A 25,034-nucleotide genomic window follows, 5' to 3' on the forward strand; every position below is an offset into this window, starting at 1 on the left:
ATGAATGCACCAATTTTTATTAGAAATGCTTCTCAGCTTGTGACCTTACAAGGTAGTTCAGCGGCTCCACTGGTCAAGGAGGAGATGTCCGAACTTGGAATTATAAAGAATGGCAGTGTTTGGATTGAAAATGGATTGGTTCAAGCAATCGGTACGGATGAGGAAATGGTAAAAAAATATGCGGACCGATTGGGTGAAGCCGATGTAGTGGATGCGAGTGGAAAATTGGTAACGCCCGGACTGGTTGATCCGCATACCCACCTTGTTTTTGCAGGAAGCAGGGAAAATGAGTTTAACATGCGCTTACAAGGTGCTACCTATATGGAAATCATGAATAGTGGCGGCGGAATCTATGCGACGACAAATAGAACCCAGTCGGCGACACATGAAGAACTATTTCAAGAAAGCTATCAACGTTTAAATCAGTTTCTCCGTCATGGTGTTACGACCGTAGAAGCGAAGAGCGGCTATGGGATGGAATGGGAAACCGAACGGAAGCAGTTGGAAGTAGCACGAGAGCTGAATGAAAAGCATGTGATTGATGTCGTTTCGACATTTATGGGGGCCCATGCTGTGCCGAAAGAGTATAAATCAAATCCTGATGAATTTGTCGGTAAGTTAATAAATGAGATGATTCCAAAGGTGGCAGAGCTGGAACTCGCCGAATTCAATGATGTCTTCTGTGAACATGGTGTGTTTACTCCGGAACAATCTAAGCAGATTCTTGAAGCCGGCCGGCGCTATGGTTTGATACCAAAAATTCATGCAGACGAAATCGAGCCTTATGAAGGGGCAGAGCTGGCAGCGGAAGTCGGTGCGATTTCAGCTGACCATTTATTAAAAGCTTCTGAAAAAGGCATGAAGGCAATGGCTGAAAAAGGGGTAGTTGCTGTGTTGCTCCCAGGTACAGCATACTTTTTAATGGCGGAGTCGGCGAATGGCCGGAAAATGGTCGATTTAGGTGTGCCAGTGGCATTGTCGACTGATTGTAACCCAGGTTCATCACCAACGGTGTCGCTGCCATTTATTATGAATCTTGGCTGCTTAAAAATGGGGTTAACTCCTGCGGAGGTCCTGGTGGCAGCGACCATTAATGCTGCCCATGCAATTAACCGCGGTGGCGAGATTGGCAGTTTAGAAGTGGGCAAAAAAGGAGACGTCACGATTTTTAACGTCGACAATTATATGAAACTCCAATACTCTTATGGCGTGAATCATACCGATACGGTTGTGAAAAATGGTAAGGTGGTTGTCAGGGGAGGTCAGCTAATTGAAGAGTTTTCTTTATCCTAAACTAAATCCCCCCAGCTTTACATGGGTAAGGCTTGATGACGGGGCAGAGGTTGCAAAGGTGCATGAGTGGATCCAGCCACTGACGGCTGCCTCGGATTCTGAAATAAGCAAGAACGCGGATTTTGTCGTTGTTGGAGTCCCACTTTCGCGCTCGTCGATAAGCGCTTCAGGTGCCTCGGAATTTCCTGAGGCATTCCGGCGAGCGTGGAAGGGGTTCACTACCTATAATCTTGATGAAGATATCGATTTAGCGGAAATGACGGCAGTCGATGCTGGTGATGTGCCCATGCATGTGACCGATATCCGCCGCTGCCATGACAATATTATTGCTGCCTCAACAGCAATCCATCAGCATTTTAGCAATTCCAAAGTCTGTGCGATTGGCGGCGATCATTCGATTACAGCGATGATGGTAAAGGGGTTGCATCAAGCGAAGCCTCATGAAAAAATTGGCATCCTTCAGTTTGATACCCATTTTGATCTACGAGATTTGTCCGATAATGGCCCTTCCAACGGGACACCGATGCGGAATCTGATAGAGAGCGGCGTAGTTGAAGGCAGGAATATGTACAACATTGGTCTGCATGGATTCTTCAACACAAAAGACCTAAAGCAGTATGCCACTGAACAAGGGGTCAATTATTTCACGCTGCGGGAAACTAGGAAGAAAGGGATTGAAGAAACGGTTGCAGCGTGTTTGGATGAGTTAGCGGCAAAGGTGGATACAATTTATTTAACGGTCGACATGGATGTCCTTGATATCGCCTATGCTCCAGGGGTACCGGCCTCAACCCCGGGGGGCATGACAACAGCCGAACTGCTAGAAGGGGTCCTTTTAGCCGGACGTCATCCAAAAGTCAACGCAATGGACATCGTTTGTCTCGACCCACTAAAAGACACCCAAGTCCAGCCAACAGTAAAACTAGGTACGCATGTTTTCTTAACCTTTTTAACAGGGGTTATGCAGCAATAAAAAGAATAGATGAATTAATTTATGATTATCTATGAAAAAGCGCAGAAGACACCCTCAGTGCATTTCCTATAATAAATAAAAAACCTTGAGCTCAAGGTTTTTTATTTGTTATGGGAAGGTTACTAGTTATCATTTACTTTTCTTTTTTGACTCACTTTGTAATAATAATTTATTGATTAGCGTAGTAAGATTTTGATTTAGCTCTTTTAGGTCTAAGAGTTCTTTTCTTAATTCTGATAAATCATTGGCCATTTCTTCTAGCTTCTCTAAAACAGCAGCCACATTTCCATTTGTCTTTTTTTCAGTACCATTAAGTAGACTTAGGATAGGAACTTGTGGACTATTACCAAGGTCCTTCGCAGAATTATTTAATGAATCGTCTTTTAGTAGATTGGTTGCCACGTTCATCAAAGCCCCCATATCAACGTTTTTCATTAATGTACTCATATCAATATTACTCATTAAAGAATTGATATCCAAGGAATTTTCACTGTTCATTTGAGTTTTATCCATTCCCGTTAAAGATTTCAAATCTAGATTGTTTATTAAAGAATTTAAATCTAAGGAAATTTCATTAGAATTATTCGTGTGATCAATGATAGCTTCCTGAGCTTCGTTGTTATCCGATTTCTTTACACTTTTTTCTTTATTTTTCTTTGACATATTTAAGCCACCTTTTTAAATTAAGATCATGCTAAAGGCCGTAAACTCAATTAGTGATGCGGAGAGGATACTCTTTTAATATTAGGAAAAACCTAGAAGATTATTTAATTACTTAATAACCTTCTAGATTTCATGGCTCCAACAATTAGGAAATTCTTGAGTAATAATCTCCACTCATATGCTTACAGACTAAGGATCCTGTAAAATAGCAATGATGGCATTATTAATCGGAGTTGTATCGAGGCCGAAAAGACTTGCAACAAGCAATGCAAGCAATAATAGAACGATCACAAGAACTTTACCTAGTGTTGTAATGAAATTAGCAATATTCATTTGTTTCCCCCCTTTCAAATATACATTTCGGATTTATAAGGGGCCCCTTACCTCAATCATATTATGTAAAACGATCGGACAAGCATAAGCGAATATCACAGGAAAATGAAAATGGGTTGTCCATATTTTCAGTTTCATACATCTGTTTAGTTTTGTGTGGCTTTTGATGGCACATCTTACTAAAATGGAGTAGGGAAGAATGAAAAGTTGATAATTGTTATTAACAGAATAATCAGCCATTTTATTATGTAAGGGGCTTCATGGGAAATAATATTTTGGAGAAATACATTCCATTATTCCTCGGGAAAGCGCAGGATTAGACAATTATCGCTACTTTTCCGACAAAAATATCGCCACTATTTCCCATGCCAAATTGTTTTTTTTTTATAACGTGAAACTTGAGAAATGATAAAACCATATTTATGGGATATACTTTAATAATTAGTAATCCTGAGGATTTGGGATAATTAAGGAGAAATGCAATAGGCCAAGCATATCTTTATTACAAAGGAACTTCCGAATATTATACAAAAGGGGAACGTAACGATGAACAAGCAGGTAATCGTTTATACCACCAACGACTGCATCGAATGCACGATGGTCAAAAAAGTCCTTAGTGAAGAAGGTATTTCTTTTGAAACAAGGAATATATCAGTCAATCCAGAATATCAAGAGGAAGTGGAGAAATACGGTTTTCTTGGTGTTCCAGTGACAGTTGTTGAAAATCGGGCAGTCAAAGGATTTACCAATGAACTGAAAGATTTAATAGAGCTTGCAAAAAGTTAAGCGAACCTCAAACGTAACTAGCAAACAACGCTGTAAAAAATAGTAAATGGCTTGAGGATATTTCCCTCAAGCCATTTATCCGCCTATGTTAGGCACTTATCGTTTTACCCGATTTTGCGCTTTGAAGCTCAACAGGAGGCTGGAATTCATTTTCCATTTTGGATACAACCACTGTTGCCACACCATTACCGATCAAGTTAGTAATCGCACGAGCTTCAGACATGAAACGATCAACACCTAGTAATAATGCAATCCCTTCAACTGGAATGACCGGGAAAGCAGATAGTGTCGCGGCAAGCGTAATAAATCCAGAACCTGTGACACCTGCAGCACCTTTTGACGTCAGCATTAATATTCCTAATAAGGTAATTTGATGCCAAATGGTAATGTCTACATGGTATGCTTGTGCGATAAACAGTGCAGCCATGGAGAGATAAATGGCGGTGCCGTCAAGGTTAAAGGAATATCCAGTTGGAACGACGAGACCAACCACTGATTTAGAACAGCCGTATTTCTCCAATCTTTCCATCATTCTTGGTAATGCAGATTCAGAAGAGGACGTACCCAACACCAAGAGAATTTCTTCTTTAATATAAGCGATAAATTTTAAAATATTAAATCCATAAACCTTTGCGATAGTACCGAGGACAAAAATGATGAAAATAAACATCGTAGCATAAACGCTTCCCATTAATTTTCCAAGTGAAACTAACGAGCCGAGTCCAAAATTTCCAATCGTATAGGCCATGGCCCCAGATGCGGCAATCGGCGAAAACTTCATCACCATGTTAACAATCTTAAAAAATATATCCGTAAATTTCTCAAACAAGACAACGACTGGTTTCCCTTTTTCTCCTAGTGAAGCAAGGGCAATCCCGAATAGGACTGCAAAGAATAAAATCGGAAGAAGCTCACCCTTTGCCATCGCCCCGACAAAATTATCCGGGATGATTCCTAAGATAAAGTCCATGACACCATGACTGCTTTCCTTTGCCTGTTCAGTAAATTGTGAAATATCTCCGCCTTTGACGGACTTTGTATTAAACCCTGATCCTGGCTGGATGATATTAACTAGGAGTAACCCAATCGCCAAGGCAAACGTCGTAACAATTTCAAAATAGAGGAGCGCCTTCCCGCCGATCCGCCCGACCTTCTTTAAATCCCCCATGTTTCCAATTCCGATAACTATCGTCAAAAATACAATAGGTGCAATTACCATTTTAATCAGCTTAATAAAGATATCCGCCAGCACCTTTAATTCCGTCCCGAATTTCGGAAAAAGAAATCCGATGACAATCCCAAGTACAATCCCCATTAATACTTGGACAGTCAAATTTTTAAAATTAATTTTCATTCCCCATACACCCCTTTGTTTTAAAAAACTGTTAACGCTTCCAACCCATCCAACCACATAATAAATGAAAATTCAGATAATAGTAAGGTTTTGGTCATATTGGTCTTATTGTTCCTTTTGATATTGAAATTACCTTAGTTATAAAAATCTAATAAATTTGATAACTATGAATTTACTATTTTTAAAAAATGGGCCATGATAATAATAGAGATTGATAAATTTACTCTGATTTACTGTAAGGGGGAGCAGGGGGATGTTTCCAATAAAAGTAATTTTGATAGAAGACGATCCGATGGTTCGAGAAGTCCACCGTCAATTCATAGATAGAATCGAAGGATTTTCGATTATTGGTGTCGCTTCCAACGGGATGGAGGGACTAAGATTAGTCAAAGAACTCAGGCCCAATCTTGCCATAATCGATATTTATATGCCCCATATGGGTGGTGTAGAGATGCTTAGAGACCTTCGTTCAGAGGCCTATCCTGTCGATGTTATTGCGATAACAGCTGCCAGCGATATTGAAACCATACATGGAGTTCTGCAACAAGGTGCGTTTGATTATATCATGAAACCATTTACCTTCAATCGAATAAAAAAATCACTAGATAACTATAAAAACTATCGTGCCAAATTAGGCGAAAAGAAAGTTCTATTACAGGCGGAACTAGATCAACTATTATTTATTGATCATAAAGAAGAAAATGGGGGTGATCGTTTGCCCAAAGGGTTAAACATGAATACTTTGACAAAAATTATCGACTTTATTTCCTATGAGAAAGAACCGGTTTCTGCAGAAGAAGTAGCAGAAGGCACCGGCATGGCCCGAGTTACGGCGCGAAGATATCTTGATTTTTTGGAAAAGGAAGGAAAAGTAAAAATACATATCCATTACGGCGGCGTTGGGAGGCCAGTCAACCGGTATGGTGTGTGAAATCATTACGATGTTTGCGACTCGGGGGGATTATTGTGCGCTGGAAAATTCGGTTGAGAAAGCCAAAACTTCGTTTGCAAACGACAATTACCCTGCTCGTTTGTATCGTGGTCGTTATGGCTTTGTTTGTTACAGAAATCTTAATTACCAACAGAATCTCACAAGAAACAAAGAAAAGCCAGGCGGAGAAGGCAACGGATATTGCGAGGATTGTCGCCCAATCCCCCCTTGTCATAACCGGTTTACAGAATAAAAAAAACGAGAAGAATATCCAAACCTATGCCAATGGTATCAAACAGTCGACACATGTGGAATTTATTGTCGTAATGGACATGTATGGAATTAGGAAATCTCATCCTAACCCTACCCTCTTGGGCCTCCATTTTGTCGGTGGGGATGAAGGTCCTGTCTTGAAGGGAAAAGAGCATATTTCGACTGCCAAGGGGACATTGGGTTTATCTTTACGCTCATTTGTACCCGTGTTTGATGAGAATAATAAGCAAATCGGGGCCGTTGCTGTAGGGATTTCTTTGGAAAAAGTAAATCAGGCAATCGAACAAAGCAGAAAAATTATTTTAATCGGAGTCGGTGTAGGTATTTTAGTAGGTGTTCTTGGAGCTCTTATTTTGGCTAGAAAAATTAAAAACATTCTCTTTGGGCTGGAACCAAGTGAAATGGCTAAGCTCCTGGAAGAACGTAGTGCGATGCTGCAATCCACAAAGGAAGGGATATTGGCGGTGGACCAGAGTGGGATTACTACTCTGGTCAATAATGAGGGAATCAGACTCCTTCTTAAAGCGGGGATTTACGGATCGTTTATTGGAAAAAAAGTGGACAATTACCTGCCGAATTCAAAACTAGCAGCTGTCTTAGCAACAGGTGAGTCCCAGTTCGACCAGGAACAAGAAGTCAACCATATTACAATTTTAACGAACAGAGTCCCGGTCATTGTTAATGGGAAAATTGTCGGTGCGATTGCTACCTTCCGAGAAAAAACCGAAATCAAGGAATTAGCTGAACAATTAACCGGCGTGAAGTTATATGCTGAGGCACTTCGAACGCAAGCACATGAATTCATGAACAAACTCCATGTCATTTCAGGGCTAATCCATATGAAGGAATATCAACGGGTCTCGTCGTACATAACCAAAGTAGTCGACCACCAAAAATCAGAGGTCGAATTTGTGGTAAGTCGTTTTAAAGATCCCGTCTTAGCTGGATTTATTTTAGGGAAACTGAGCTTTGCGAGGGAAAACGGCTGTGAAATGATTATTGATGGGGAAGGATACTTACCAGAACCTCTCCAACAGGAAGTCACACATGAGGTGGTCACCATCCTTGGGAATTTGATTGATAATGCACTGGATGCTGTCGCAGACCGTCCACTTAAAAAAGTTACTTTGAGGTTTGATTATTTTGATGAAATCCTCGTGTTAGAGGTCCATGATACAGGTCCAGGCATGGATGAGGAAGTAAAAAATAGCGTATGTGTAAAAGGATATTCTACCAAGGGTGAAAACCGCGGGATTGGTTTATTTTTGGTTCAGAGAAGTTTGGAAACATTAAAAGGACAATTAGAAATTCATTCTCAAAAAGGGAAGGGAACCACTTTCATTGTCACTATTCCATATACAAGTAAACAATAATTACATTATGTTAACTTGTATCCTTTCGAAACTTTAATCTTTACATTCTAGATTCATAGGAATATTATGTAGGTAATTAAATATTGAAATCGATCTACTAGGGGTGCCCTGTTATCAGGCTGAGAGAAAACGTAAAGTTTTTAACCCTTCGGACCTGATCTGGGTAATACCAGCGTAGGAAAGTAGCCAAGTGAATGTTTTCTTTTTCTTTTACTTACTAACTAACCAGGTCCGATTATGGATCTGGTTTTTTTATTTATTAAAAGAAAAGGGGAGATTGGGATGGAAAAAAGCAGTTTGTATGAAACGTTGGAAAAAGTAAGAAGGGTGAACCCGCTTGTACATAATATCACCAATGTGGTCGTTACGAATTTTACAGCCAATGGGCTTCTTGCTTTAGGTGCCTCTCCGGTGATGGCGTATGCGGCCGAGGAAGTTGCAGAAATGGCCAAAATTGCAAGTTCACTAGTTTTGAATATTGGAACCTTAAATCCGCAGACGGTCGATTCAATGATCATTGCTGGAAAAGCAGCCAACGAGGCCGATGTACCGGTCATCTTTGATCCAGTTGGTGCGGGAGCTACCACTTACCGAACGGAAACGGCGCAAAGAATCATGCGAGAGGTAAAGGTTTCAGCCATTCGCGGAAATGCAGCTGAAATTGCCAATGTGCTGGGTGAAAAATGGGAAATCAAGGGCGTTGATGCCGGAACGAAAGCAAATGGGGATATCCTTACCCTCGCTAGAAATGCAGCACAAGATTGGAGATGCGTTGTTATCATTACCGGAAAGGAAGATGTTGTTTCCGATGGAGTATCAACCTACCTTGTGAGCAATGGCCACCCAATTATGACCAAAGTAACCGGTATGGGATGCCTGTTAACCTCGGTGATTGGGGCATTTGCTGGAGTCGAAAGGGATCTAGTTCAAGCATCGGTTGCAGCATTAACATTTTACGGTGTCGCCGCTGAAAAGGCTGCCTTGCTAAGGGCTGAAAAGGGCCCGGGCAGTTTCCAAATCGAGTTTTTAAACCAATTAACTTTGGTTTCTACTGAAGACATAGATTTACATGCTTCTTTTAAAAAGCTGATTCGATAAGAGGGGGACATATTAATGAAAAAAGCATTAACGATAGCAGGTTCTGATAGTGGCGGCGGTGCCGGCATTCAAGCTGACTTAAAGACATTTCAGGAATTAGAGGTGTTTGGGATGTCGGCCTTGACCGCAGTGACGGCCCAAAATACATTAGGTGTCCACGCTATTTATCCTATGACCGCTGAGGCAGTTGTTCAACAAATTAAAGCGATTGGCACAGATATCGGTGCGGATGCCGTGAAAACAGGAATGCTGTTCAACGCGGAAATCATTGAGGCGGTTGCTGCTCAGATCAAGATCTTTGGTTGGGAGAGTGTAGTGGTTGATCCAGTGATGATTGCCAAAGGTGGCGCCTCGCTGCTGCAAATGGAAGCTATTTCTGCTATGAAAAAATACTTACTTCCAGTTTCCAAAGTAATTACGCCGAATATTCCCGAGGCAGAAGTCCTAACGGGGATGACTATTCTGACCATAGAGGATAAAGAGGAGGCCGCTAGAAGACTCCATGATTTAGGCGTGAAAAACGTTGTGATAAAAGGCGGTCACGATGAAAACGAATCCGAGTCGACTGATTTATTGTTCGATGGAAAGGAATTCTTCACCTTTACAAGTCCACGTATCGAAACAAAGAACACACATGGTACGGGATGTACTTTTTCCGCTGTGATTACTGCTGAATTAGCTAAAGGTGCGACTATTTATGAAGCAGTTGGAACAGCGAAAGATTTTATTCAGGCCGCAATTGAAGATCAATTGGAGATTGGTCAAGGACATGGACCTACCAACCATTGGGCGTATGGAAAGAGAAATCTTGTAAAGGAGCTATCGAGGTCATGATTGATTTGAGAGAGGCTTTACGTGTTTATTTTATTATGGGCAGCACCAACTGTTTGAAAGAACCCGTTGAAGTATTAAATGAGGCAATTTCAGGAGGGATTACGCTTTTTCAATTCCGCGAAAAAGGGGAGAGTGCACTAACTGGTTCTGAAAAATATGCACTGGCTAAAGAACTCCAAACACTTTGCAAAGAGCATCAAATTCCTTTTATTGTGAATGATGATATCGAGTTGGCTGTGGCGATTGATGCAGATGGTGTTCATATCGGGCAGGAAGATGAAACAGTAAAAATGGTTCGGGAGAAAATCGGTGCGAACAAAATTCTTGGGGTATCCGTCCATACGACAGTAGAAGCGATGGCGGCAATCCAAGATGGAGCGGATTATTTTGGGATTGGTCCTGTGTTTCCGACGAAGACTAAAGCGGATGCCAGACAATCACGAGGGACGACACTGATTGAAAAACTTAGAAAAGATGGCTGTGAAATACCGATTGTTGGCATCGGCGGGATTTCAAACCATAATGCTCGGTCTGTCATTGACGCAGGGGCAGATGGAGTTTCAGTGATTACGGCTATAAGTCAAGCAGAATCCCCATTGGAAGCGGCGAAAGCCTTACGAAATAATGTGTTTTTTAAAGAAGGGGTGGAATAGTGAAGAAGACCCATAAAATGACGTTGACGGCGATGATGATTGCGATTGGAACAATTTCAAGTAACCTATTCTATATTCCCATTGGTTTTACAAAGGTCTTTCCTATTCAACATTTTATGAATGTCTTATCAGCCGTTTTATTAGGACCTTATTATGCCGTTGCTCAGGCCTTCGGTGTTTCTTTGCTGAGAAATTTAATGGGAACAGGTTCGCTATTTGCTTTTCCAGGCAGTATGGTCGGAGCTTTACTCGCCTCACTATTATTCTGGAAAACCAGAAAACTATATCTAGCTTTTATCGGTGAAGTGATTGGGACAGGAATCCTTGGTGCCATGCTTTCTTACCCTATAGCTACTCTTTTGTTAGGTCAAAAGGCAACATTATTCGGGTTCATTCCATTATTTATCTTCAGCTCGTTTGCCGGAGCACTGCTTGGCTATCTTATTTTAAAGGTTTTTTTAAGAAAGAAAGTATTGATTCTAAATGACACAACCATCAGGAAGTAACGATAAGGGCGTGAACAAATGAAAGAGGATCTGCTTGGTAAAGTCTCAAAAGAAGTAGAAGCGCGTGAAGCTGAATTAATCAAATTATTATCGACACTCATTGCTTTCCCAACAGTCAGTCCTCCTGCACGGAATACAAATGAGGTTCAGGAATTTATCAAAGGGTATTTAGATGATTTGGGATTTAACACCGATAAGTGGGATGTTTATCCGGGTGATCCTAATGTGGTTGGGGTTTTACGAGGAGAATCTCCTGATCAGTTTAATAGTTTAATTGTAAATGGTCACGTGGACGTCGCTGAAGTGGGGGATACTTCAGCGTGGAAGGAATCTCCATTTTCGGCATTTTGCAAAGATGGCCACATTTATGGACGTGGGGTCGCGGATATGAAGGGCGGAATTGCAGCATCATTGATTGCAATTAAACTTTTAAAAGATCTAGGAATTTCGCTACAAGGTGATTTCCAATTTCAATCGGTTATTGGCGAAGAGGTTGGCGAAGCAGGAACCCTGGCATGCATGGAGAGAGGGTATACAGCTGACTATGCGGTCGTGGTGGATACAAGTGATTTGCATATTCAGGGACAGGGCGGCGTTATTACGGGATGGATTAGCATTCAAAGCAACGAGACCTACCATGATGGAATCAGGAGAAAAATGATTCATGCAGGAGGAGGCGTGCAGGGTGCTAGCGCAATCGAGAAAATGATGAAGATCATTGCCGGGCTTCAAGAGTTAGAACGCCATTGGGCAATTACGAAAAGTTATGAAGGCTTTCCTCCCGGTACCAATACGATTAATCCCGCAGTAATTGAAGGAGGACGACATGCTGCATTTGTGGCAGATCGATGTGCTCTTTGGGTTACCGTTCATTTTTACCCAGATGAAGATTATGAAGTGGTCATCAAAGAAATTGAAGAGCATATTGGAGCAGTTGCGGCAGCAGATCCTTGGCTGCGTGACAATCCTCCACAATTTGTGTGGGGAGGAAAATCAATGATTGTCGACCGAGGAGAAATTTTCCCTTCATTGGAAATAGATTCTGAACATCCAGGAACGAAACTATTAGCGAATTCCTTTGAAAAATTATTATCGTCCAAGCCAACGGTTGGTATGTCCACCACTGTTACAGATGCAGGCTGGCTGGGACGTGCCGGAATACCAACCGTCATTTTTGGACCTGGTAAATTGGAAGACGCACATGCAGTGAATGAGAAAGTCGAAGTTAGCCAATTATTAGACTTTACAAAAGTGTTAGCCGTTTTCATCGCTGATTGGTGCAACACAAGAAAGGAGCTGTAGGGGAATGAGATTTACCCAAAGACTTTTTGAAAAGGTAAGTGATATTTGGGGGCAGACCCATCAGCATCCATTTGTTGTCGGGATGGGCACAGGGGAGTTGCCGGTTGAATCCTTTATCCGCTATATGAAACAGGATTATGTATTTTTAATCGATTATTCCAAGTTGTTTGCTATGGGGGCAGTTAAAGCAACAGACTTGGAGACGATGGCCGCATTTGCGAAGCTTTTGGATGAAACATTGCATGGAGAGATGGACTTGCACCGTCAATATGCAGAGAGGTTTGGGATTACACTTCAACAGCTAGAGGAAACCAAACCAATGCCGATCAACTTAGCCTATACACGGTATATGTTAAATGTTGCCCAGAATGGTTCTCTTGCAGAATTAGTATCTGCTCTCTTGCCGTGTATGTGGAGCTATTGGGAGATTAGCAAAGTGCTAGCAACTAACTATCCTGATGCTATCGAACATCTACTCTATGGGGAATTGGTAAAAATGTACTCTTCTGATGAGTTTGGTTCATTAGCAACTTGGCTTATTGATTTATTAGATCGATTGGCAAAGGGAAAACCGGAGCGGGAGTTAGCCATCTTAGAAGAACATTTCCTGACAACATCTCGATTTGAATACATGTTTTGGGACATGGTCTACCAGGGAGGCGAGTGGCCTGTCTAACTCTACGATGTTATCCATTCATGGCCTCGCCTATTCTTTTGAAAAAGAAAAGCCCATTTTTCACGGACTTACACTCGATGTGAACCAAGGAGAGTTTGTTTCCATCATTGGTACCAGTGGGTCAGGTAAAAGCACTCTTTTCAAATTGGTAACTGGTTTACTTGAACCCAATCAGGGGGACATCCTGATTGATGGTCAAAAGACCGGAAAGAGATTAGGAAGTGTTGGTTATATGCCGCAAAAGGATTTGCTGCTGCCATGGAGGACTGTTTTAGAAAATGTGTTACTGCCTTTAGAAGTGACAAAGGAACATAAGCAAACGAGAATTCCTGAAATACGAGAGTGGTTATCTCGGTTTGGCTTGGCTGAATTTGAAAAAGCTTATCCCAATGAACTCTCCGGAGGAATGAAGCAGCGTGTCGCTTTTTTAAGAACGCTGATGACGGGAAAGGAACTTCTATTATTAGATGAACCCTTTGGCGCACTTGATTCAATGACAAAACGAAACATGCACAAATGGTTATTAGGGTTGTGGGGGGAATTACAAAAGACGGTCTTGTTCATTACCCATGATCTGGAGGAAGCGATTCTATTAAGCGACAGAGTTTATGTGCTGCAAGCCCCAGGGATCAAAGAACTAAAAGTCAATCTGCCAAGGCCAAGAAGTTCACAGCTAATCTATCAATCAGAGTTTTTGACGATGAGAAAAGAACTGGAGATGCTGATTCACAATGAAAACTAGCCTGAAAAAATGGACAGAAGATTACGGTTTGTTTTTGTTGGCGGTCCTCCTGATTGTCAGCGGTTGGGAATGGGCAGTCAGGGAAGCGATGATTCCAGCGTTTATTTTGCCTGCGCCTTCAGCCATCTGGGCGGCATTGCTTGAAAACAAGCAGTTGTTGTTTGAAGAGCATTTGCCTGCTACCCTTAAAGAAGTTTTGATTGGTTTTGGGCTTTCCGTGATCGCTGGATTGATACTTGGAGTTGGAATGCATTTTTCCCGTTCAATTGAAAAAGTCCTCTACCCGTTACTTGTGATTTCCCAAACGGTCCCGCTTATTGCCATTTCACCGATATTTATTATGTGGTTTGGCTATTCGATTTGGAGCAAAATTGCTGTGACTCTTTTAACAGCTTTTTTTCCAATCGTTGTGAGTACGTATGATGGCTTGAAAACAGGTGGAGATGAATACCGTGAATTACTTTTAACGATGGGCGCGAACCGCTGGACCATTTTTCAAAAAATTCAGCTACCGATGGCGTTACCTGCTATTTTTTCAGGCTTGAAGTTGTCTGTTGTTTATTGCGTCGTCGGAGCGACGATTGGGGAATGGCTGGGGGCCAGTGAAGGCCTGGGATATTTTAGTCGAAGAATGTCTGGTAACTTACAGGCTGACTCCGTATTTGCAGCAATATTCCTTCTATCCATGCTGGGAATCGTGTTATTTCTATTAATCGGTTTATTAGAAAAACAGGTATTAAAAAATAAAAATCGTTTCAACTAGAGAGGAAGAACTAACTGATGAAAAAGAGTTTATTGATTTTTGCATCACTTATGTTACTTGTATTAAGTGCTTGTGGGAAAGAGACAGTCGAAAATAATGGCGGTGCGAATGACAAACTTCAGAAAGTTAGCTTAATGCTTGATTGGTATCCAAATGCGGTGCACTCATTTCTTTTTGTGGCTGAAGAAAAGGGTTACTTTAAAGCCCAAGGCTTAGATGTGGATATCCAAATGCCAGCAGATACAAATGATCCGCTTAAGCTTGTCGCAGCTAATCAAATCGATATCGCGATGAGCTATCAACCACAGGTTCTTGTAGCGCGCAGTGAGGAGATCCCTGTGCAATCATTTGGTGCAATTGTCCGTCATCCCTTAAATCAACTAATGGTGCCTGCGGATGGTCCGATTCAATCCCCAAAGGATTTAGCAGGGAAAACGATAGGTTATCCATCGATTCCGTTGGATGAAGCGATTGTAGGAACGATGGTTAAAGCCGATGGTGGAGATGTTAAAAAGGTAAAAATGGTCGATGTTGGCTGGGATCTGATTCCGGCAATGGCGACAAAAAAAACGGATGCCCTAATCGGCGGCTATATCAACCATGAAAAGTTATTGTTAGATAAAGAAGGCCATCCAATGCGTACCCTAAATCCTGCTGATTACGGTGTGCCAGATTATTACGAATTAGTCATGGTTGCTAGTGAGAAGGGATTAAAAGACAAACCAGAAGTGTTTAAAAAGTTCATGAAGGCGATCACTGAGGGTCAAAAATATGTCAAGGCACATCCGGAAGATGGACTTTCAATATTAATGACCCATGAAGATAAAACATCACCACTAGAGAAGGATGTTGAAACCAAAAGCTTAGAAATCCTCCTCCCACTAATGGATGCCAAGGCAAAACCATTCGGCTACCAAGACCCACAAACATGGGAAAAAACAGCCCAGTGGCTAAAAGACAAAAAAGTCATCAAAGCAACCGTCAAAGCAGAAGATGCATTTGTTAACTATTAACCATTGGGTGACAGGTACCACAAAAGGACAAAACCAGCAAACTGTCCGCCACAGGCGGACGGTTTTTTCGTAATTATTTCTTTATTCGATTGCTGCTATGACTGTTATGTTTGGTAGAATATAGCTAAAATCAATTTTGAGGTAATCAGATGAAAATCTTTGTAACGATGAAAAGTTTAGCTAAGCGGAAGGATTATCTAACCAAACTAGAGATTACTTTAGAAGAAGTTCCACAAACCCTTCGACAGTTATTGACTGGATTAGTGACGATCAAGGTCCAAAAATTCAATGCGAAACCATCAGAAGCCTTGTTGGTAAGGTTTCTTACAAATGAGCAGATCCAACTGCAAGCAGATGCCGGAAAAGTAGGTTTTGGCACTAACTACAATGAACAACAAACCGATCCTCGCCAGGCATTAAGGACGGCCATCCAAGCTTTTGAAGATGGTTTATTCCGCATCTATATGAATGAGAACGAAACGATTGATTTAGATGGACCCCTGCAAATAAACGAAGGTGATCAACTTACTTTTATTAAGCTGACATTGTTAGCAGGACGTATGTGGTAATGGGGGAACGATATGACAACAAAAAATAAGGAATTATATTATGAGGGTTTAGTAGCTAAAGCCAGTCAAGAACTTACTGGTACGGAGCAGCAGTTAGCACTCCTGATTCTAAAATTAGAGAATGCCTCCTATCTGGTGAGAGATGCAAATCAGCTAGAAATTAGAAAAATTATCCTCAAACAAGAGAGCCCTAGGTACCCCATCAATTATAAGCCGCTCGTGACAATTGCTTACACATTGCTTGGGGTTAAGTACGGGGCACTTTTTCAATACATTGTGGACCATAAGTGTGAATATCCATATAGCATAGGATTTGACCGACGACCATATCGGACAAAAAATCTCGAGTATCACCACGATGGGGTAATCGAAAGTTTCCTTTACCTTGTAGACTTAGCTTTTGAAGAGTTTTCACTTATCGAATATCTAACTACTCTGGACAATTTGTCCATTTATAATCCAGTCATCAGCGACGTAATCGCTTATGAAATTGATCAACAGAATGAAGAGGTATTCCAAGCCCTAAGAGAAGTAATTTTCGGAGAAAATAATGGGGCATTGCTAAATTATGAAATGATGAAAGGTATTTTTAAAAGTCATCGTGTCGAAGGATATAAAATGCTTGGCGAGTTATTACTTGCAGCACGCCTTCAAGAGGGATTACGCCAAAGTATCGTTGAAAATATGGATGAAGGTACATTAGAAGCTACTAAGTACATGTTAAAAATCATTCTCGACAACAATCTTATTCGTTACAGTTCGATCCTGAGAGCACTTGTTGTTTGGACAGGTCTCGACCCAGACGCATTGAATAGCAGAGTCGCTAAACAATCACTTGAATATGTGGCTGCATCCTTGATCGACCCACTGCTGCGTATACAGGGTGTGCAGAGTGAAAATCTCCATACTCTTTATATTAGTCTTTGGGCAATGGCTGCTCATGAAGAGGACGATGTAAAAGATGCGATCCGCTTCCTAATGGAAAATGGAGCAACCTATCAAAAAGTAATGGCCCAATACTTTTTAACCCAAAGTCAAAATTGGTGGCTGAGATTTGAGTTATCCTATCCTTATTTACATGAAACAAACGTAGAACTCCAATATTTTCTGCTCTCAAACTATGTGTATGAATATATCGTCAATTGGTCGTATGATTCTGAAAAAAGGGAAAGCACACTTTCCGTTAATCATGTGCCGCTTTTAGATGATAAGCTGATACGTTCTCGACATTTTGATCAGTTTAAAAACATGTTCCTCCAAATGCCAAAAAGAGAGGTTTCCTTTGAATCTAAAGCGATTAAAGGGCAGCAACTTACTTTTTCAACGGATGATATTGCGAGAAAAATGATGTTTTTAACTGCTTACGACTTAGACAAGGCTTTGCTTGGACAGATAATTGAATGGAAGGAAAAGCTCAGTGCAGAAGTAAGAGAAGACCTCCTCACCTTTTTTATTAAAGATTACGGTGATCACACCCAACGAGAATTCCTATTTGCAAGTCTCGCTGATAAAAGTATGAATAATCGCGAAATCGCTCTTAAGCACATCAAAAAAATCGTTCTTCTCCCAGATGAGATTGAAAACGTCGAGGCCATTTTAAAATTAAAAACGGGGGCATTACGACAAGGGGCCATTCAAATACTCTTAGGACTTCCAAAAGAAGAACTTGCTGCATCAATTGATCGCCTATTAACCAGTAAAGCCGAGCTGCAACGTGTCGGTGCGCTTGAAATACTAACCGAAATCAATGAGCAGGAACTACGTAATCGACTGGTTACTCAGTTTAAAAATAAAATCATTCAAATGAAAACTACTTCAAAAGAACAAATATTGATGGACAAGTTGTTCCAAACAGAGGATTACAGCCTAAAAAATGGGTTTGGATTATATGACCCCAATCATCTGGTTACCATTGAACTCAAGCATCCAAAACTAGTGTTAAAAAACCTGTTGCAGCCATCAATTGAAACTACTAAACATTTACTTAAAGGTTTAGATAATTTAGTTCATGAACATCGTCAGGTCGGATATGATGTCGAGTGGTTTGATGGCTCCAAGGACACTCTGCATATTGGCGAGAACCTAAGGTGCACAAAATATGAAGACGAACTACAGAAACTCGAACATTTTCCTTTGTCAGAAGTTTGGCAGGAGTATTTTAATAACTCTAATCTATCAAAAGAAGACTTGATTCAGACAGCATTCTATCTCCACACATATAAGATTTACACCTATTACTCCAATATGCTTGATATATGGGACAGTATGGATGAACCGCAGGTCAAGGGTTGGAGGAGAACATTTTTACAAGAAATCATGCCAATGGAAAAGATTGAAGAAATGAATCGTTTTATTGGTGATTTGAATTACCAGGACCAGGTAGACACGCTTATTTATGCATATTTTATCAATCAGAATTCGAAGGAGTATTTCGAAATCATCAGTTCGGTCTTGAATTTTCTCGTGAATTTGATCCCGGAAAATAAGCTTCAAACGCAAAATAGGCTGCTAGATTTTCTTACCGAACCATGGCTGGCATGGGCAGAACAATTTATCAGTGATGAAGAGGATTTCGATGTTTTTTTCAAACTCCAATATCACTTATATACGATCGTTAGTTTTGAACGTTTTCACCCTTCAATTGAAGATCTAGCAAAAGCCCTTGACCGTAAATTAATCGATGAACAGACGATCCTTCACGAGTTGACTGGTCGAAAGGAAACGAGTAGAGACTATCTCTCAGAATTAACCGATCCCAAGGGTCAGGTAATTAAAAAATATCCTTTCATGAAGCCGCTCAAAGATAAGGTGGTTCAAAGGATAGTAGAAATTGAGCTAAAAAGAGGGGATCTTCAGACAGATGTAACGCCTCTCGTGATGGGAATTGAAAAACATGAAGGCATCGACAATTTTCTTCAAATTCTATTAGGACTTGATAAAGAATCGTTTGTGCGCGGCTATATTTATGGATATGGCAGTGAACTCTCGAAAAAAGATGTGTTCTCTCATTTACTAAAAGCAAGTTATCCGAACGAGGGGGAGAACGAGGAGCAGTTGACCCACTCTTTAAAGGGGAAGCAATTATCGGAAAAACGGTTAATCGAGGCAGCCATGTATGCACCGCAATGGCTGGACCTTGTTTCTAAATATTTGAATTGGAATGGTTTGAAGAGTGCCTCATGGTATTTCCATGCCCATATGAATGAGACCTTTTCAGAGGAAAAAGAAACGATTGTCGCTCATTATTCGCCGATTTCCCCTCAAGATTTTCAGGATGGAGCCTTTGATATCCACTGGTTTAAAGAATGTTATGAGCAGTTGGGAGAAGAACGTTTTCAACTTCTCTATCAAGCAGCAAAATACATTTCTGGAGGAGTCAATCATCGCAGGTCGCAGCTATTTGCGGATGCAGTCTTGGGGAAATTAAGACTTGAAGACACGGAAAAAATCGTTCAGGAAAAAAGAACAAAGGATCAAGTGTTAAGCTATAGTTTGATTCCAGTTAAAAATGAACAGGATGTTCTAAATATGTATGTATTTCTCCAAAAATTTTTAAAGGAAAGTAAAAAATTTGGAGCCCAACGCCGCGCGAGTGAAGCAAAGACGGTTACCATTGCCTTGGCTAACCTCGCAAGGAATGCCGGTTTCAAGGACGTAACAAGGCTGAAGTGGGCGATGGAAGCGCAGAAAATGGAAGAGGTCAAACCGTACCTTGTGCCAAAAACGTTGGATGATTTAATCGTACAGCTCGTAATTGATGCGAATGGCCGCGCAGATATCCAAGTGGTCAAAGGGGATAAACTGCTTAAATCTCTGCCAGCCAAGTACAAGAAGCACGAATATGTGGTTGTCTTAAAAGAATATAAAGCCGATTTAAGGGAGCAATATAAACGTGCAAAAGAAGAATTAGAGCGTTCGATGGAGTTAGGAAACAGTTTTGTTTTAGCTGAAATTTTCACGATGATGCGAAACCCAGTATTGGCACCATTGATGACTTCATTGGTATTAAAGGTAGGAGATCATCTAGGCTATTTTAAAGATGGGTCTCTCATTGGATTTGGTCTGAATAACAAGTATTCGATCCAGGACACAGATGAAATTTTCATCTCCCATCCAGTCCATCTTTATGAAAGCGGAGTCTGGAGCGATTTCCAGCACGATTTATTTGCCCGGAAGGTGAAACAGACATTTAAGCAGATTTTTCGGGAGCTTTATTTACCGAATCAAGATGAACTAGCAGCCGGAACAGGAACACGAAGATACGCCGGCCATCAAATTCAGCCACAGAAAACAGTGGCCTTATTAAAAAATCGCTTATGGACGACCAGCTATGAAGCGGGCCTGCAAAAGGTTTATTATAAGGAAAATATTATCGTGCGGCTAAATGCTTTAGCGGATTGGTTCTCCCCGGCGGATGTGGAGTGTCCGACCTTGGAAACCGTGGAATTTTTTGATCGACTTACCTATCAACCGCTTGAAATTAAAAATATCCCGAAGTTAATTTTTTCAGAAACGATGCGAGATATTGATTTGGTCGTCAGTATTGCCCATGTCGGTGGAGTGGACCCAGAGGCGAGTTTAACGACGATTGAAATGAGAAGGGTGATTGTGACAGAATCGGTCCGGTTAATGAAATTGGAAAATGTAAGAATGGAAGGGAACTTTGCACTGATTGAAGGAAGTCTGGGTGAATATAGCGTCCATTTGGGTAGTGCCAATGTGTATAAACAAGCAACAGGCGCTATTTATATCGTTCCGGTCCATTCCCAGCAGCGCGGCCGAGTATTCTTACCCTTCATGGATGAAGATCCTAAAACTGCCGAAATTGTTTCGAAAGTGCTTATGTTAGCGGAAGATAAGAAAATCAAAGATCCGTTTATTTTGGCACAGATAAAAAAATAGCTTATGAAAAAGACCGCTCCAATATTTGGCAGCGGTCTTAATAGTTTTGATAAAGGCTTTCTAAAACGGGTCTGGTGATCAGGTTCATGAGGTAGGCAGGAATCCGAGCGTTGGGCTTTCTTTTTTTATTTAGGAAGGTAATAATGGTTTCAGCCTTTTTGATCCCCACGCCATGACCGTAGTATTGATCTTCGGCCATAAAGATCACATTTTCAGCACGCCAATGGGCTTCCTTTGGGGTGACGTCTGGATTATTGAAATGCACGATGTCACCTGGGATGAAGTCATCCCCGTATTTTTGAGATAGTCTTAAATCATTATCAAATTGCCAATCCATTAAGTAAAGCCCATTAAAAAGGAGATCAAATTTTCTGCTTCCAACGGTATAAAGGGCAGAAAGATATAAAACAATTGCAATTCCTGTGGAACAATCGAACGCATAAAGTTTTCCATTTTTTAAAAAGTCAAGAATAGCGACAGAAGGACTAATATTGGGTTTAATAAGAAAACCACCTACATTTGTGCGACTCCAATACTTCTTATTAGCAAAGGCATACGTAAAGGTTGTAAACTGCACCTTACTATTGTTAAGGTCTCGTGCAGCCTTTAGTGTATTCGTTCGAAAGAGAAGATCAAATTTCAATTGACGTAATGACAGGTACTGAAATATTTCCTTGGATTGATCCATTCTAGTAAGGATATCTTTCTGTTCTTTCGTGGTAAGAAGGTCACTTAAATCGTCCACGGGAATCGTTTGTTGATCTATCCTAATCATCCATTCACCTGCTTTCCTTAATCCTCAACTCCTTTTAAAAAGTATGAAACTACTACACTAATGTTTACAACAATCGAAACAATATGTTTTAAGAGATGTTTTTTTATTATGAATGACTAATGGCCGTCTTTGATTTTAGTAGACGCCAACCTGTCAATAGGGCAGAAAGTAAACAAATAGATGCCGAACCGATGAAAACAATATGCATACCCTCAATAAAGATGTCAGGGCGGTTGGGGATTAAATCTGTTACTCGGTAACCAACCCTCGAACTCATGACGTGGAACAGAATTGTTGTGGCAACTGAAATTCCTACCACCATACCAATATTTCTTAGTCCTTTAACGGGGTCACAACAAATTAGTGTCCGTCAGACAAGGACGAGTGTCCACGCGTGGTACCTGACACCATATTTTTGTCCCTTTTCATGAATTTAATGTACATGATCAAGAAGATGACGGCGCTAAATCCTCTTAGGATGGAGATGATGCCCATTGATTTTTGGATGCCTGTTATTTCGAGCAGCCAGATGCCGATTTGCGGGGCGATGAAGGCTACGAAGGATAACAGGACATTATAGGTTGTGATGCAGTACGTCCTTTTTTCCTTTGGAGATTTCTCCAACAACAGGTTGAACAACAGAAGTGTTGTACCTGAAACAAAGAACCCTGAGGTCATCTGCACAAAAGTTAAATATACTAGATTAGTAGATAGAACTGTCATAAATGGTGCTGCGGCCATGCCGACCGAAACCCATACAAGCATTAACGTGTTCGATTTTTGTTCGGCCCATCGTTTCCATAATGGAAAAGTAAAAATCTGTGCGAGTTGATTCATCACTGAAAAAATACTGATCCATAAAATGGTAGCGTGTGCATACTTTACATTATAAATATTGAATAATCCCCAGGCCATCTGCCATGAAAAGTTAAAGCATAACGCAGTAATTAAAAACCACTTATATCCATTATCCTTAAAAATGGTCCAATCCATGGAAGAACGCTTATCATCTGCGTTTATCTTCGGTTGGACTGTTTCCTTATGCTTCAATAAGAAAAACACTTCTAGTAAGCCAAAAAGAAAGGCCACGACGAATAAAAACTGGTAGGCAACTGAATTGTCGGTTTGGTCTTTCATAACTACACCGATAATCAACGTCGTAATCATGCCGACAATCGTTAATAGCCGATTTCTATCACTGAAAAACGTTCCCCTCCGTTCTTCTTTTATCATCCCACTAATAAGTGTTTGCCAGCCGATTGTAGAAATCGTCCCGGGAACGTTCATTAATGCCACAATAATCAAAAACGCCCATGCTTGATAGGATGAGTTAATAAACAATACGCCAGCAAGAAGTAAAAACATCATTCTTGCCCATAAAACAGATAAGGCTACGGTTTTCTTTTGCTGCTCTAAGCGATTCAACAGAATGGCAGCGGGAATCGTCATGATCAGTGCAATCAGCGGCGGAAGAGAGCTAATCAACCCGACCTGATAGTTACTTGCACCAAGAATGGCAATGGCGAAGAGTGGAAAAAAGTTACCGGCTAGGTTGACGGCGACTGTTGATACCATCCCGTGATAAATACTTACTTTTTCGTTGTGTGTGCGCATGTGTCTTCACCAGCTTTTATAAAAATTCTACAGCTATTATACATGAGAAAAACCGAAAAAATTCAAAAATTTATCCTAATATAACATTTTATTTGACTTTTAATTTGGAAAATATTTCAAAATCCGATTATTAATAACTAATCAAGCCGAAAAAGCAATAGGAATATCTACAATTTTTTTACAAAATAAATAATAAATTCCTCGGATGCATTTGCATTATGTACTACCTTCTGTTATAGTTAAGAAGAATTATTTTTGTTTGTCGGTAAGGAGTAAAAGGCGTAACTGCTTTTTGTCTGGAAGATTTGAACAAGGGTAGTAATTTAATGTGTGCAAAGGCACACAGCAGGAGGATACACAAATGGAACAAGGTAAAGTAAAATGGTTTAATGCAGAAAAAGGTTTTGGATTCATCGAGCGCGAAGCTGGAGACGACGTATTCGTACACTTCTCTGCTATCCAAGGCGAAGGTTTCAAATCTTTAGACGAAGGTCAATCAGTTACATTTGAAGTAGAACAAGGTCAACGTGGACCCCAAGCTACTAACGTTCGTAAAGCATAATATAAACCACATAAATGTGAATGAAAAAGGCTCTCTTGTAGAGCCTTTTTTTAATATCTTAAAAAAGGGAGGGAGGAGCGGATACGCGCTTTTCCCTTTTTTTATGTGATGCGTTAAAATATAATTTATAGTACATAAATAAAGGAAGTGATAGGATGATCATCCAACGTCCTCAATTGGAACAATCTGAATTAACAAAGTATATTCCACCAAAAGGCGATTATGAAACGTTTCGTGATATCGACCATTATAAGGAGAAACTGAAGGAATGGGGCTTATCCTCCGCGCGCGAAGCGAAGAAAGAGTTCTGGTACAAGGACCGAAACTATCAACGAATGGTTACAATCAAAGGGTATGAAACCTATGGGAATGCACAGGACATTAACACGCTCGTGGTTGAATTCCAAGACGGAAACCTTACCTGCATCCACCCAGCGTTTTTAAAAGAAATGCAGCAATCGAGTTTCGGAAAAGAAAGCTTATTAACATTTGATGAAAAAGAAACGACTGCATCCGAAGTTGAGATAGGTAAGCAAGATGGTTCCGCTGCTGAGGCAAATTTACTTGCAGAGGTCATGACAGAAGATACATCTTCTGTTGAAGAGGAATTTGTTAAAAAGGAATCAGCACCAAAAACGGCAAAAGTGAAGGAACCAAAACCTAAAAAAACGAAGACTCCTAAACTTGAGCTTCCAGCTGACAAAGTGCATTTTACAGCTAGCGTCAAACAGTTTGCACTCGTTTACAATCCGTTTAATGAAGAAAATGATGAAGTGGTCGTCCTAGAAAATGTTCAGATTATCTCTGAGGATAATCCTCTCGAAATTGGACTAGCCTGGTGCAGCCATAGTAAGACACTGAAGAAATTTGAATTAGCGATAGGGGATTCCCTTGAGTTTGACGGCAAAGTGGCTGCCAAGAAACTCGGGAAAGGGAAAGATGTGGAGGAAGAATTTTTAGTAGATGTTCCCGTCTTGTATAAAGTGAATAACCCTTCAAAAATCGTAAAGAAATAGGACGCTCACATAGAGGTCCTATTTTTTTGA

General features: G+C 40.7%; 23 protein-coding genes, 1 pseudogene and 1 riboswitch. Of the genes and pseudogenes, 18 read left to right on the top strand and 6 right to left on the bottom strand.

Annotation, left to right across the window (positions count from 1 at the left end; genetic code table 11):
• Nucleotides 1-1,293: an imidazolonepropionase gene (gene hutI / locus V7121_RS02755; protein WP_335499340.1), complete on the top strand. Its 1,293-nt coding sequence runs from the start codon at nt 1-3 to the stop codon at nt 1,291-1,293.
• Nucleotides 1,271-2,266, top strand: a complete 996-nt coding sequence (locus V7121_RS02760; protein WP_335499338.1) for an agmatinase family protein — start codon at nt 1,271-1,273, stop codon at nt 2,264-2,266. The genes hutI and V7121_RS02760 overlap by 23 nt, the downstream gene beginning before the upstream one ends.
• Nucleotides 2,267-2,395: 129 nt before the next feature.
• Here V7121_RS02760 and V7121_RS02765 read toward each other — a convergent pair whose 3' ends face one another.
• Both V7121_RS02765 and V7121_RS02770 read right to left on the bottom strand, forming a co-directional pair.
• Nucleotides 2,396-2,929 (bottom strand): hypothetical protein, encoded by a 534-nt coding sequence (locus V7121_RS02765; protein WP_335499336.1) that lies wholly within the window; start codon nt 2,927-2,929, stop codon nt 2,396-2,398.
• Nucleotides 2,930-3,118: 189 nt separating this feature from the next.
• Nucleotides 3,119-3,262 carry a hypothetical protein gene (locus tag V7121_RS02770; RefSeq protein ID WP_335499333.1) on the bottom strand — a complete coding sequence of 48 codons (144 nt, stop codon included), beginning with the start codon at nt 3,260-3,262 and terminating at the stop codon, nt 3,119-3,121.
• A 546-nt stretch (nt 3,263-3,808) separates the two neighbouring features.
• On the opposite strand from V7121_RS02770, the gene V7121_RS02775 reads away from it, so the two are divergent.
• Nucleotides 3,809-4,048, top strand: coding sequence for a glutaredoxin family protein (locus V7121_RS02775; RefSeq protein WP_335499331.1), 240 nt, complete (start codon nt 3,809-3,811; stop codon nt 4,046-4,048).
• 88 nt (nt 4,049-4,136) lie between these two features.
• Here V7121_RS02775 and V7121_RS02780 read toward each other — a convergent pair whose 3' ends face one another.
• Nucleotides 4,137-5,402 carry a dicarboxylate/amino acid:cation symporter gene (locus V7121_RS02780; RefSeq protein WP_335545608.1) on the bottom strand — a complete coding sequence of 422 codons (1,266 nt, stop codon included), beginning with the start codon at nt 5,400-5,402 and terminating at the stop codon, nt 4,137-4,139.
• 253 nt (nt 5,403-5,655) lie between these two features.
• Between V7121_RS02780 and V7121_RS02785 the strand changes: the two genes are divergently transcribed.
• The 13 genes from V7121_RS02785 to V7121_RS02845 all read left to right on the top strand — a co-directional run bounded on the left by V7121_RS02785 (nt 5,656) and on the right by V7121_RS02845 (nt 21,037).
• Entirely contained in the window at nt 5,656-6,333 is a 678-nt protein-coding gene (locus V7121_RS02785; protein ID WP_335545610.1) for a response regulator, read from the top strand.
• Between the two features lie 47 nt (nt 6,334-6,380).
• Nucleotides 6,381-7,979: a DcuS/MalK family sensor histidine kinase gene (gene dcuS, locus V7121_RS02790; protein WP_335545741.1), complete on the top strand. Its 1,599-nt coding sequence runs from the start codon at nt 6,381-6,383 to the stop codon at nt 7,977-7,979.
• 89 nt (nt 7,980-8,068) lie between these two features.
• Nucleotides 8,069-8,177: riboswitch (TPP riboswitch) on the top strand.
• Nucleotides 8,178-8,261: 84 nt separating this feature from the next.
• Entirely contained in the window at nt 8,262-9,077 is an 816-nt protein-coding gene (thiM, locus tag V7121_RS02795; protein ID WP_335545612.1) for a hydroxyethylthiazole kinase, read from the top strand.
• Nucleotides 9,078-9,092: 15 nt separating this feature from the next.
• Entirely contained in the window at nt 9,093-9,911 is an 819-nt protein-coding gene (gene thiD / locus V7121_RS02800) for a bifunctional hydroxymethylpyrimidine kinase/phosphomethylpyrimidine kinase (RefSeq protein WP_335499322.1), read from the top strand.
• The gene (gene thiE / locus V7121_RS02805; protein WP_335499321.1) at nt 9,908-10,564 is read left to right on the top strand and encodes a thiamine phosphate synthase; all 657 of its coding nucleotides are present in this window, start codon (nt 9,908-9,910) and stop codon (nt 10,562-10,564) included. The genes thiD and thiE overlap by 4 nt, the downstream gene beginning before the upstream one ends.
• Entirely contained in the window at nt 10,564-11,070 is a 507-nt protein-coding gene (thiW, locus tag V7121_RS02810) for an energy coupling factor transporter S component ThiW (protein WP_335499319.1), read from the top strand. The genes thiE and thiW overlap by 1 nt, the downstream gene beginning before the upstream one ends.
• 18 nt (nt 11,071-11,088) lie before the next feature.
• Complete coding sequence (locus V7121_RS02815; RefSeq protein WP_335545614.1) at nt 11,089-12,372, top strand: acetylornithine deacetylase; 1,284 nt, start codon at nt 11,089-11,091, stop codon at nt 12,370-12,372.
• Nucleotides 12,373-12,376: 4 nt separating this feature from the next.
• The gene (tenA, locus tag V7121_RS02820; RefSeq protein WP_335545616.1) at nt 12,377-13,048 is read left to right on the top strand and encodes a thiaminase II; all 672 of its coding nucleotides are present in this window, start codon (nt 12,377-12,379) and stop codon (nt 13,046-13,048) included.
• A gap of 7 nt (nt 13,049-13,055) precedes the next feature.
• Nucleotides 13,056-13,790 (top strand): ABC transporter ATP-binding protein, encoded by a 735-nt coding sequence (locus V7121_RS02825; RefSeq protein ID WP_335545618.1) that lies wholly within the window; start codon nt 13,056-13,058, stop codon nt 13,788-13,790.
• Nucleotides 13,780-14,553, top strand: coding sequence for an ABC transporter permease (locus V7121_RS02830; protein WP_335499312.1), 774 nt, complete (start codon nt 13,780-13,782; stop codon nt 14,551-14,553). The genes V7121_RS02825 and V7121_RS02830 overlap by 11 nt, the downstream gene beginning before the upstream one ends.
• Nucleotides 14,554-14,570: 17 nt before the next feature.
• Nucleotides 14,571-15,566 carry an ABC transporter substrate-binding protein gene (locus tag V7121_RS02835; RefSeq protein WP_335545620.1) on the top strand — a complete coding sequence of 332 codons (996 nt, stop codon included), beginning with the start codon at nt 14,571-14,573 and terminating at the stop codon, nt 15,564-15,566.
• Between the two features lie 149 nt (nt 15,567-15,715).
• On the top strand, nt 15,716-16,135 hold the full coding sequence (locus V7121_RS02840; RefSeq protein ID WP_335499309.1) for a hypothetical protein: 420 nt from the start codon (nt 15,716-15,718) through the stop codon (nt 16,133-16,135).
• 12 nt (nt 16,136-16,147) lie between these two features.
• Entirely contained in the window at nt 16,148-21,037 is a 4,890-nt protein-coding gene (locus tag V7121_RS02845) for a DUF4132 domain-containing protein (protein ID WP_335545622.1), read from the top strand.
• A 37-nt stretch (nt 21,038-21,074) separates the two neighbouring features.
• Here V7121_RS02845 and V7121_RS02850 read toward each other — a convergent pair whose 3' ends face one another.
• The 3 genes and pseudogenes from V7121_RS02850 to V7121_RS02860 form a co-directional block, all read right to left on the bottom strand.
• Entirely contained in the window at nt 21,075-21,812 is a 738-nt protein-coding gene (locus tag V7121_RS02850; RefSeq protein ID WP_335545624.1) for a protein-glutamine gamma-glutamyltransferase, read from the bottom strand.
• 106 nt (nt 21,813-21,918) lie between these two features.
• A pseudogene (locus tag V7121_RS02855) lies at nt 21,919-22,149 on the bottom strand (MFS transporter); the annotation flags it as partial.
• Nucleotides 22,150-22,172: 23 nt separating this feature from the next.
• On the bottom strand, nt 22,173-23,426 hold the full coding sequence (locus V7121_RS02860; RefSeq protein ID WP_335499303.1) for an MFS transporter: 1,254 nt from the start codon (nt 23,424-23,426) through the stop codon (nt 22,173-22,175).
• Between the two features lie 361 nt (nt 23,427-23,787).
• On the opposite strand from V7121_RS02860, the gene V7121_RS02865 reads away from it, so the two are divergent.
• The gene (locus V7121_RS02865) at nt 23,788-23,988 is read left to right on the top strand and encodes a cold-shock protein (protein WP_026567057.1); all 201 of its coding nucleotides are present in this window, start codon (nt 23,788-23,790) and stop codon (nt 23,986-23,988) included.
• Between the two features lie 155 nt (nt 23,989-24,143).
• Nucleotides 24,144-25,004, top strand: coding sequence for a hypothetical protein (locus V7121_RS02870; protein WP_335499298.1), 861 nt, complete (start codon nt 24,144-24,146; stop codon nt 25,002-25,004).
• Nucleotides 25,005-25,034: the final 30 nt, after the last annotated feature.

The sequence above is a fragment of the Neobacillus drentensis genome (genome assembly GCF_036962125.1).
GTDB classification, from domain to species: Bacteria; Bacillota; Bacilli; order Bacillales; family Cytobacillaceae; genus Neobacillus; species Neobacillus drentensis_B.